This is a genomic window from Pseudovibrio sp. JE062, assembly GCF_000156235.1.
Classification (GTDB): Bacteria; Pseudomonadota; Alphaproteobacteria; order Rhizobiales; family Stappiaceae; genus Pseudovibrio.
Map to the genome: position 1 here is coordinate 77,501 of NZ_DS996819.1, position 2,754 is coordinate 80,254.

Sequence of the window (2,754 nt, forward strand, 5' to 3'; positions counted from 1 at the left end):
TGCGACTGTTTATCAAAAACACAGGGCTCTGCGAAGCCGCAAGGCGACGTATAGGGTCTGACGCCTGCCCGGTGCTGGAAGGTTAAGAGGAGGTGTGCAAGCACCGAATTGAAGCCCCAGTAAACGGCGGCCGTAACTATAACGGTCCTAAGGTAGCGAAATTCCTTGTCGGGTAAGTTCCGACCTGCACGAATGGCGTAACGACTTCCCCGCTGTCTCCAGCACAGACTCAGTGAAATTGAATTCCCCGTGAAGATGCGGGGTTCCTGCGGTCAGACGGAAAGACCCCGTGCACCTTTACTACAGCTTCACACTGGTATTCGTGATGACATGTGTAGGATAGGTGGTAGGCGTTGAACCCCGGGCGCCAGCTCGGGTGGAGCCATCCTTGAAATACCACCCTTGTCCTCATGGATATCTAACCGCGGTACTACAATATCCGGGACCGTGTGTGGCGGGTAGTTTGACTGGGGCGGTCGCCTCCCAAATGGTAACGGAGGCGCGCGAAGGTAGGCTCAGAGCGGTCGGAAATCGCTCGTTGAGTGCAATGGCATAAGCCTGCCTGACTGCGAGACTGACAAGTCGAGCAGAGACGAAAGTCGGTCATAGTGATCCGGTGGTCCCTCGTGGAAGGGCCATCGCTCAACGGATAAAAGGTACGCCGGGGATAACAGGCTGATGATGCCCAAGAGTCCATATCGACGGCATTGTTTGGCACCTCGATGTCGGCTCATCGCATCCTGGGGCTGGAGCAGGTCCCAAGGGTTTGGCTGTTCGCCAATTAAAGCGGTACGTGAGCTGGGTTCAGAACGTCGCGAGACAGTTCGGTCCCTATCTGCCGTGGGTGTAGGAAATTTGAGAGGATCTGTCCCTAGTACGAGAGGACCGGGATGGACGTACCTCTGGTGGACCTGTTGTGGCGCCAGCCGCATTGCAGGGTAGCTATGTACGGAATGGATAACCGCTGAAGGCATCTAAGCGGGAAACCAACCTCAAAACAAGATATCCCTTGAGAGCCGTGGAAGACCACCACGTCGATAGGAGGCATGTGGAAGGGTGGTAACATCCGAAGCTGAGCCTTACTAATAGCTCGATCGATCTTGATCACTCCCATTAAGCTATAATCATAAAGCTTAAATCCAAAAACAAAGCTTCAACTAAACAAAACAGACCAGTTCATAATGTGACTTATTCCTGCCCGGTGGCTATGGCGGGGCGCCCCCACCCGATCCCATCCCGAACTCGGAAGTGAAACGCCCCTGCGCCAATGGTACTTCGTCTTAAGACGCGGGAGAGTAGGGCGCCGCCGGGCATGAATAAAGCACAAAACTCCTCAAAACACACAGAACACAAAATCACACAAAAGCCCCCGATGCATAACGCTCGGGGGCTTTTCTGCGTTTGGAACCAGCGGCAAAAGCCTAAATATACCTCTCAGAACTGCCAATAATCCCTCAACCAAACAGAGCAACTGAAACTTCAATGAGTTGATCACACATGCCTGACACTCAGCGGTTGATATCGAAGAAGCAGCGTCATCCGTAATGAAATCGAGCTGTCTGCTAAGGCTGGAATAATTTTGCGTTCTTATGCGCGTTGGTTTGAAAGATTTACGTTCAGATGGCGTTGCTAGGTTGAAACCGGGGCTAAGCGGGGGTCTTTGGGAGTGTTGGCGGAGCTTATAGGTTACGAGGACAACTCAGAAGGTGGCGCCATAAGAAATGGTTCTCGGTGAGGACCGCTGCAACGAGATATCACCGCACCACGGAGATCTCTGGGAGATAGCCTTCTGTAGGTCCTCGGGGATATGGAGGGAATATCTCTTAATCGCAGTGAATGCAGCTGCTGATCACGCAAGCTTGGCTGAAGCTGGCTCAAACACCATAGCGGACCAACTTATCCCCCTTGCAATCCACGCACTCACGGCACTGCTTACTCAGAGTTATTCCCTTTGTCCAGGCAACCAGTGCGCGCTCGTCTGTGATGTACTCCTAGTAATCCTCTATCGTAATTGCGGAGGCCAGCTTTGGCATGGCGGCTCTCTAAATAAGTCCGCTTTGCTCCAGTTGGGACTTCAGTAGAACCCGGTCACGGTCAAGGTCCGGGGCGATGCCGTGGAGCAGGGTGGGGATGGCATTGTCGTAGGTGATCGACAGGTTATGGTCCCGGCCGATGGCACCCATATAGGTGCTCGTACCGCTGCTCTGAGTAACCCACCACTAGCATCAGTGGATCCGGTTGAGCCAACTCCGGAGTTGATAGGCGCTCACTGCAAGCTGGGTCCAGAGATAAGCCTTGAGAGAGGCAGAGGGTTCTGAAGGGCAAGTTCGATGTATTTGAACAGGCTGATGTTGTTGCGGGTGTAGGTGTGGTTCTTGTACCAGCCAATGTCGTTCATGATCTCTTCCTGTGGCCTGTCGGTAATCAGGGTGACTTGCTGTTTGAGTAGGCTGCCAGCTCGTGGAAATTGGTTTGCTGAATAGCTGATGCTTCAATATGTGCCAGATGCCAGATGCCAGATGCCAGATGCCAGATGCCAGATGCCAGATGTCAGATGCCTGTATCAAGCCTGAGCTATCGTTCTTCATCTCAATTGGCACCGTAAGTCAGATCATGTTCGCCGTGAGGAAAATACCTCCGGAAATGATGGTGACCAGCAGCAGCTTGTCTGTGAGGAGGAGGCGTGTGTGTCGGAAGGTCAGGTAGGCGGTGGGGGCCATGGTGGCTGGGAGGAGGAGGAGTTTGTAGTGGGTT

At 53.3% G+C, this 2,754-nt stretch carries 2 protein-coding genes and 2 rRNA genes (1 of these 4 running past the window's edge); 2 read left to right on the forward strand and 2 right to left on the reverse strand.

All coding sequences use genetic code 11. The features are described from left to right. Both PJE062_RS25200 and rrf read left to right on the forward strand, forming a co-directional pair. A 23S ribosomal RNA gene (locus PJE062_RS25200) occupies window positions 1-1,108 on the forward strand; it begins 1,617 nt to the left of the window's first position. A gap of 89 nt (window positions 1,109-1,197) precedes the next feature. Next, window positions 1,198-1,312, forward strand: a 5S ribosomal RNA gene (gene rrf / locus PJE062_RS25205). Between the two features lie 730 nt (window positions 1,313-2,042). On the opposite strand, the gene PJE062_RS26440 is transcribed toward rrf, so the two are convergent. Further along, window positions 2,043-2,183 (reverse strand): hypothetical protein, encoded by a 141-nt coding sequence (locus PJE062_RS26440; protein ID WP_008546595.1) that lies wholly within the window; start codon window positions 2,181-2,183, stop codon window positions 2,043-2,045. 83 nt (window positions 2,184-2,266) lie between these two features. Continuing rightward, window positions 2,267-2,398: a hypothetical protein gene (locus tag PJE062_RS27000; protein WP_008546611.1), complete on the reverse strand. Its 132-nt coding sequence runs from the start codon at window positions 2,396-2,398 to the stop codon at window positions 2,267-2,269. Window positions 2,399-2,754: the final 356 nt, after the last annotated feature.

Coding starts and splice junctions, on each gene's coding strand:
- PJE062_RS27000 (WP_008546611.1), bottom strand. CDS start 2,398: ATGAACGACATTGGCTGGTACAAGAACCACACCTACACCCGCAACAAC.
- PJE062_RS26440 (WP_008546595.1), bottom strand. CDS start 2,183: ATGGGTGCCATCGGCCGGGACCATAACCTGTCGATCACCTACGACAAT.